The sequence below is a fragment of the Candidatus Neomarinimicrobiota bacterium genome (assembly GCA_036476315.1).
Lineage (GTDB): Bacteria > Fidelibacterota > Marinisomatia > Marinisomatales > S15-B10 > JAZGBI01.
The window spans coordinates 1-4,494 of sequence record JAZGBI010000018.1 but is presented as its reverse complement, the minus strand read 5'-3'; the positions used below and the strand labels follow the sequence as shown (position 1 = coordinate 4,494).

At 51.2% G+C, this 4,494-nt stretch carries 4 protein-coding genes; 1 reads left to right on the top strand and 3 read right to left on the bottom strand.

The window, feature by feature from the left end; all coding sequences use genetic code 11:
- Window positions 1-304 precede the first annotated feature (304 nt).
- The 3 genes from rmuC to V3U24_02250 form a co-directional block, all read right to left on the bottom strand.
- A complete protein-coding gene (rmuC, locus tag V3U24_02260; GenBank protein MEE9166275.1) occupies window positions 305-1,915 on the bottom strand; it encodes a DNA recombination protein RmuC in 1,611 nt (536 codons plus the stop codon).
- A 416-nt stretch (window positions 1,916-2,331) separates the two neighbouring features.
- Window positions 2,332-3,216, bottom strand: coding sequence for an MBL fold metallo-hydrolase (locus tag V3U24_02255; protein ID MEE9166274.1), 885 nt, complete (start codon window positions 3,214-3,216; stop codon window positions 2,332-2,334).
- 11 nt (window positions 3,217-3,227) lie between these two features.
- Entirely contained in the window at window positions 3,228-4,313 is a 1,086-nt protein-coding gene (locus V3U24_02250; GenBank protein ID MEE9166273.1) for an amidohydrolase family protein, read from the bottom strand.
- Here V3U24_02250 and V3U24_02245 point away from each other — a divergent pair.
- The coding region (locus tag V3U24_02245; protein ID MEE9166272.1) for a hypothetical protein at window positions 4,303-4,494 on the top strand (192 nt) is incomplete at its 3' end. The genes V3U24_02250 and V3U24_02245 overlap by 11 nt on opposite strands.

Here is a 4,494-nt window from a genome sequence, read left to right as displayed (position 1 = left end):
TACTGCAACGAAGATGCTCGCCCTTCACCGCTCCCGCCTCCACCCAGGTCTTGGGGATAATGTCGTGGACTACGAAAGGAACGAGATCCAGTATTGGCAAGAGGATCCTTCCATCAGGGAAATGTTTAACGCAAAAGCTGGCAGAAAAGGGCCTCACCGCCCAAATGCCGCCTGAGTGTTACACGGACAAGAACTTTGACCCTAGCTGGGGGAGACAGGGTAAAACATCAGGCGATAAAGAAAAACCTTATGCAGCCGATTTTGCTTCGCGGATGAGCGATTATCTGAAAGAAAGAGAGATAAGCTAGGACTCTTCATTGAATTTCAGGTTCACTGACTCTTTGCCCGATTCTTCACTGGTAGGGACCTTCAGAGTCTGCGCATTTGTGGAGGTGTCATTGGTAGGAACCTTCAGCTCCTCCGTCGATTGAGTGAAAGATTCGCCGGTAGGAATTTTCAGCATCTCTGCGTCAGTGATAGATTCGCCGGTAGGAATCTTCAACGTCACCGTGTCCGGGGAAGTTTCATCGGTAGGAATCTTCAACGTCTCCGTGTCCGGGGAAGTTTCATCGATACGAGCCTTCAGCGTTTCCGTGTCGAGGGAAGTTTCATCGATAGGAGCCTTCAGCGTTTCCGTGTCGAGGGAAGTTTCACTGGCAGGAATCTTCAGTACTTCTTCGGCCAAGTCTGCGGAAAGCGGCTCGACTCCTTGCAGCTGATTTTCCATAGCGCGAGTCCTGGCCCCTGTTTCCGCAATCGTCCGAGACGCTGCGTCTAGCTCATTCTTGACTTTTCCGAGCACCTCTCCAAATTTACCAAATTCTGTTTTTACTGCGGCGAGGATTTTCCAGACTTCACTTGCACGTTGTTCTATAGCTAGGGTGCGGAAACCCATTCGGAGACTGTTGAGGATGGCTCCTAGGGTTGCCGGACCGGAGACGACAATCCGATAGTTTCGCTGGAGATCTTCGATCAGACCAGGCTGCCGAAATATCTCTGCATATAGCCCTTCCATTGGGAGAAACATGATCGCAAAATCGGTGGTCTTGGGTGGGTTGATATATTTGTCGCGGATTTCCTGGGCTGTATTCCGAGCAGTATTTACCAATGCAGCCGTGGCCGTCTGGACGCCGGTCGCATCCGCAGCATCAACTGCCACTTGAAACCGGATGTAATCCTCCCGGGGAAATTTGGAGTCGATCGGCAACCATACGAAGGAATCTTTTTGGTTGTTTCCTCCCGGCAACCGTATTGCATATTCGACAGCATCGGAGGATCCATCTTTCATTTGAACGTTGCTATCGTATTGATCGGGCGTCAAAATCTGCTCAAGCAGTGCGTCAAGCTGAATCTCACCCCAGGTTCCACGGGCCCTGACATTGGTATTGGTAAGCATCTTTTTCAAGTCGCCTACGCCTGTTGCCAAGCCTTGCATATCACCGATTCCGCGTTGTACTGCTTCTAGGCGATCACAGACCAGATCAAAGGATTCGCTGAGGTTCATCTCCAGCGTACTGTGTAATTTTTCATCTACGGATCTGACCATTTCTTCAAGTTTGGTTTCGTTGCCCTCCTGCAATTGTTTCAGTTGCGAATTGACAGTCTCACGGAGGGTGTCTATGTGAGACTGATACTTATCAGACATGCCTTTGAGTTGATTTGTTACTGACTCGAGCTCAGACGACCGCTGGGAACCCATCTCACCAACGATTTTGACCATAGAAGCAACAGATGAGACTTGGTCGCGAAGCTCCCGGGTGTGTTTTGCGGATTCCTGGCGACCGACATTAAATTGCTCCCGCACAACCTTTTCAGTTTTGTCGGCACCTGAGCCGGACAGCCAGATCTGAATGACCAAGAGTATGCCGTTCGTAAACAGCAAGAGAAAGATCAGCCATGTAAGAATATCGGTCATCTATTCAAGTATCTCCAAGCTATCTATTAATATAACATTATAATAATAACATATCATTATACTATTTGCCGTATGCAACGTTCAAGCTAAGATCTCCTGATAATCAAGCTACTTAAGGCCAGATGGCCAACCAGCTGTTTCTCCAGATTCCTCCATGACAGGGGGGTAAACTACGTTTCAGGCGAATAAGCGGGTTTAGATAAAACAGAGGCTCTTTCGAGTTTTACTGCCTTATTCCTGGGAATTAGCGCCTGGATCAATGCGCTGGAGATCAAGAAGGTAACCCCCATGCTATGGACTTACGTTCGCGGTTTTGGGGCACGGCGCTTAAGGGAAGTCCAGAACCTTCATGCTCGCACTTACGTGCGGTGCATTCTGTGCTAGGGGCTAAGCTGTCAGAGTGAAAATAACGCTGATTAATCCGCGGGGAAGCGGCTAGTCCGTACCTTCTCACCCACGTCGATCCTCATCAAATCCTCCCCTACTTCCAGAGGGCCTGAATATCTTTTGCGTGTGGCTGGGATTAAATCTTTGTCCTTGAAGGGACCGAACAATAGGATGTGCGTGTAGACGGCAAGTTTGGGCCTGACTCGTGTAAAGACCTCCCCGGCCTGTTCGGGGGTCGTGTGGTTTTTCGTGATTCTCTTGAATTGCTCTGTAGTGCGAAGCAGATCTTCTGTCGTAGCCGCCACTTCGTGAACCAACAAATCCGCTCCCTGGGAAAAGCGTATTAAATTTTCGTTGAAGGTCGTGTCACCAGATAGAACCGCAGAGCGCCCCGCGTAGTCGATGCGGTAGCCGAACGCCGGTAGGATCTCCGAGCCATGATCCACCTCAAAGGCTGTGACCTTCAAGCCGCCTTTCTCATAAACTACACCTTCCGTGATGTCTTCAGCGTGGACGGAGACTCCCTGCGGCGGATAATTTTCGCTCCGGACTCGAATATCCACCTGATATGCCTGCGCCAGATGCGACATCATCTCCTTGGTCCCCACGGGTCCCCAGACGCGTAGCGGAACCTTTCGCTGCCCCCAGGGACGGCCGATCCAACCCGTCAACCACAGGTCCGGAATTCCCACCACGTGGTCTGAATGATGGTGCGTGAGAAACAGCCCGGTAACGTCCGCAAACGGAATTTTGAGATGGAACAGGCGCTGCATTGCACCCCGCCCGGCATCGAAAATGAATTTTTCACCCCCGGCTTCCACTAACGTGCTCGGTCCAAACCGGTTCATGACCGGAGGTGGAGCGCCTGTGCCTAGCAAAGTGACCTTGATACTCTTCTGTGACTTGTTTTCCATCCCCCGTCATTCTAGAGGCTATAAAGTCTTGCCGCATTTTCTCCCATGATCTTAGCCATGGCATGTTTGGAAATCTCTTCCCGCTTCGTTACTGTTTCGACGGTGTGGGGGAATTTGCTGTCAATGTGGTTGTAGTCAGAGGCAAAAACCAGGCGCTCCTCACCCACAAAATCAAGCGTGAAACCTAATGTATGCTCGTCCGGCTCAAAGGAGTAATAGACCTGATCGCCGCGCATATATTCGCTCGGGGGTTTGATGAGCCAGGGAACCGTAGGCTGGAGGTATTCATAATGCTCATCAAGTCTCTCCATCCAGTACGGAACCCATCCAGCCCCTGCCTCCATGAAAGCGACCTTTAGACGGGGAAACTTCTCGAGGATCCCCCCGGCCACCAGACAGAGAACGCCGATCATCTGCTCAAAGGGGTGGGTCATCGCATGAGTGAAAAAAGGATTGTCGAATCTCTCCGTCCCGGCAGCGGGTGGCCCGTCTCCGGCTCCCATATGAACACAGATTGGAACATTGAGGAGTTCAGCCTCTGCAAAGAAAGGGTAATGATCCGGATGATCTATATTTTTATCTGATGAGGAACGGGTGGCGGTTGCAACGGCAACAAACCCCAGTTCCTTGATGCAGCGGCGCAATTCCCTGACTGCTTCGGGCGGATCTTGGATTGGCACGAGCGCCACCCCCTTGAGCCTTCGGGAATCTGTCTTGCAGTAATCGGCGAGCCAGTTGTTGTAGGCCCGAGCCATGGCACAGGCAAAATCCTTGTCTTCTAAAAACGGTAGGCCCAAAAAACCGCTGCTGCCAAAGAGCACCGCAGTATCAATACCCTCAAGGTCCATGTCCTTAAGCCGTTGAACCGGATCTATCATGCCGGTAGTTTTCTGTGGTGTCCGGCTGAAAGGTGCCCCTAAAAACCCACATCCCTTACCTTGGGGTTTAGGGCACAATTTGCCCTCCATCATCAGGAACTCTACGCCTCGGTTATCCTTAACCCGTTTCGGTGCCCGAGATCGATAAGGTTCCTCGAGGAGGTCCGCCCAGGGAATGTTCCTCTCTTGAATGTGCCCATCCGCATCGATGATTCGCATCGCTTTCTCCGTTCTGTTCGTCAAGAACTCAAAACCTGACCCTGAGGTACCTGGAAGAACGATACAGATATCTGACCTAAGTCACTTCAAGGGGTCACGGGGCAGAGATTTTTGGAATGACCTCCTTGGCCAGTATCTCGACGTGATCCATCATATCGAAGACCGGGTTCAGGAGGATCAG

What these genes read in the sequence shown, in the direction of transcription:
- rmuC (MEE9166275.1), bottom strand. Translation starts at nt 1,915, where the DNA reads ATGACCGATATTCTTACATGGCTGATCTTTCTCTTGCTGTTTACGAAC.
- V3U24_02255 (MEE9166274.1), bottom strand. Translation starts at nt 3,216, where the DNA reads ATGGAAAACAAGTCACAGAAGAGTATCAAGGTCACTTTGCTAGGCACA.
- V3U24_02250 (MEE9166273.1), bottom strand. Translation starts at nt 4,313, where the DNA reads ATGCGAATCATCGATGCGGATGGGCACATTCAAGAGAGGAACATTCCC.